Genomic DNA, 2,630 nt, shown 5'->3' on the forward strand with positions numbered 1-2,630 from the left:
GCAATGCCTTTCTTGGTTTCCGTCAGTTCCTTGGAGCCGACAAGGCGCGACGCCTGCGCGATGCGGATCGGCAGGCCCGAGAAGCGCTGCGAGAAGGTCTTGAAATGCTGGCGCGACAGAAGCGTCGTCGGCACCACGACCGCCACCTGGAAACCTTCCATGGCGGCGATGAAAGCGGCGCGCAGCGCCACTTCCGTCTTGCCGAAACCGACATCGCCGCAGACCAGCCGGTCCATCGGCTTGCCGGCACCGAGATCGTCCATGACGGAATCGATCGCCGTCTGCTGGTCGTCGGTCTCCTCATAGGGGAAGCGCGCGGCAAACTCGCCATAGAGCCCCTCGGCGGGAATCATGGTTGGCGCGGAGCGCATCTGCCGCTCGGCGGCAATGCGGATCAATTGCCCGGCCATATCGAGCAGGCGCCGCTTGAGCCGCGCCTTGCGCGCCTGCCAGGCGCCGCCGCCCAGTTTGTCGAGCGTCGCTTCGGCCGAATCCGAGCCGTAGCGCGATAGAAGCTCGATGTTTTCGACCGGCAGGAACAGGCGGTCGTCGGCCGCATAGTGGATTTCGAGACAGTCATGCGGCGCGCCGACCGCTTCGATGGTGCGCAGGCCGATAAAGCGGCCGATGCCATGATCGGCATGGACGACGATGTCGCCGGCGGACAGCGACGAGGCTTCGGCAATGAAATCGGAGGCCTTTTTCTTGCGCTTCGAACGCCGGATCAGCCTGTCGCCGAGGATGTCCTGCTCGGCGACGACGACCAGACCGTCGGTCTCGAAACCGGATTCGAGCGGCAGCACGGCAAGACCCGCCTGCCCCGGCTCGAGCTTTTCGACCTCGGCAAGCGTCGCGACGGTCTTCAGATTGCCAAGATGATGTTCAGCCAGGATCTGGCCGAGCCGGTCGAGCGAGCCTTCGGTCCAGCCAGCGACAATGACACGGCGACGCGCGGCGCGCTCATCGGCAATGTGCTTCACCACCACGTCGAACACGTTGATATTCGGGTCGGCGCGCTCCTCGGCGAAGCTGCGGCCGTGCCGCGAGCCGGCATGGAAGACCTTTTTGCCTCCGACATCGGGGGCATCGAAGACGGTGAAGTCTATGTCCTCGCGCTGACCGAGCGAGGATCTGAGATTCTCCGGCGACAGGTAAAGCAGGTCCGGCGCCACCGGCTTGTAGGGCACGGCATCCTTGAGCGCGCTGTCGGCCTGTTTCCGGCGCGCCTCGTAATGGTCGAGGATCAGCGTGTGCCGCTCGGCCAGCGCCTCATGCGCCAGATGGTCGAAAACCACGGGCGCATCCGGCATATAGTCGAACACGGTCTCCAGCCGCTCATAGAAGAAGGGCAGCCAGTGCTCCATGCCGGCAAAGCGCCGGCCTTCGCTGACCGCCGCATAGAGCGCGTCGTCGCGCGACGGCGCGCCGAAAGCTTCGATATAGGAACGGCGGAAGCGGCTGATCGTCTCCGGCGTCAGCGCCACCTCGCTCATCCCCTGTAGCGACATCGACTTGCGCTGCCCGGTGGTGCGCTGTGTTGCCACGTCGAAGACGCGGATCGATTCCAGCGTATCGCCGAAGAAGTCGAGCCTGAGCGCCTCGCTCCAGCCGGGTGCGAAGAGGTCGAGAATGCCGCCGCGAACCGCGAATTCGCCGAGCCCGCGCACCGTCGGCACGCGCTCGAAGCCGGAAATCTCCAGCCGCGCGATCAGCGCGTTCATGTCGATCTGGTTGCCGGGCCTGGCGTGAAAGGTCTGCGCCTCGATCAATTCGGCCGGCGGGATGCGCTGCAACAGCGCATTCGCGGTGGTGAGGATCACGGCGCGATGCGGCTTCTTCGCCAGCGCGATCATGGCGGAAAGCGCGTCGAGCCGCCGCGCCGCGGCATCGGCGCCGGGCGAAACGCGATCGTAGGGCAGGCAGTCCCAGGCCGGCAGTTCCAGCACCGGCAGGCCCGGCGCGGCAAAGGCGAGCGCCTCGATGATCGCCGGCAGCCGCTGGCCGTCGCGCGCGACGAACAGCACCGGCTTGTCCGGCGCGATCTCCTGCGCCGTCTGGACCAGGGCGAAGGCTTCGTAGCCGTCGGCGACGCCATCGACGATGAACTGGCCGGCGCGGCCCTTGGGCAGGCCAATGGAAGGAATGAGGCTCATGCGTTTTTCAAAATGTCATGGTCCGGCGCGACGCCATGATTTTCCGCAGCACCGCGCAATCGATATCGGGCGGAACCGGGTGCTCGCCGGTGACCATCGGCAGGAAATCGTTGTCGGGAATTTCGAGAAGCCTCTCATATTGGTCGATTTCATCGCCGGTCAAGGCGCCGATCTCGGCGTCGGCGAAGCAACCGAGGATCAGGTCCATCTCGCGCATGCCGCGATGCCAGGAGCGGAACAGCAGCTTGCGGCGGCGGGCATCCAACCCCTCGCTTGATCGCTGTGTTCCGGTCATGGCAGGCTATCCTTGTTCGAAGCGGCGCATATAGCGTGGATAGAGACTGGTGTCAGCCTTGCAAGGCAAAGTAAGACACCCGACAATCAACCTGAAATGATTGCATTCCTTCGCGCCCCCCTCTGTCCTGCCGGACATCTCCCCCACTTGGGGGGAGATCAGCAGCTTTGCCGCCGGCACCA

General features: G+C 64.9%; 2 protein-coding genes. Both read right to left on the minus strand.

What is annotated here, in order from left to right:
• The coding region (locus tag EOA24_RS33760; protein WP_127410572.1) for a CarD family transcriptional regulator at positions 1 to 2,153 on the minus strand (2,153 nt) is incomplete at its 3' end.
• Between the two features lie 7 nt (positions 2,154 to 2,160).
• On the minus strand, positions 2,161 to 2,448 hold the full coding sequence (locus EOA24_RS33765) for a succinate dehydrogenase assembly factor 2 (protein WP_126082402.1): 288 nt from the start codon (positions 2,446 to 2,448) through the stop codon (positions 2,161 to 2,163).
• Positions 2,449 to 2,630 lie beyond the last annotated feature (182 nt).

Source organism: Mesorhizobium sp. M2A.F.Ca.ET.039.01.1.1 (assembly GCF_003998035.1).
GTDB lineage: Bacteria > Pseudomonadota > Alphaproteobacteria > Rhizobiales > Rhizobiaceae > Mesorhizobium.

Coding starts and splice junctions, on each gene's coding strand:
- EOA24_RS33765 (WP_126082402.1), bottom strand. CDS start 2,448: ATGACCGGAACACAGCGATCAAGCGAGGGGTTGGATGCCCGCCGCCGC.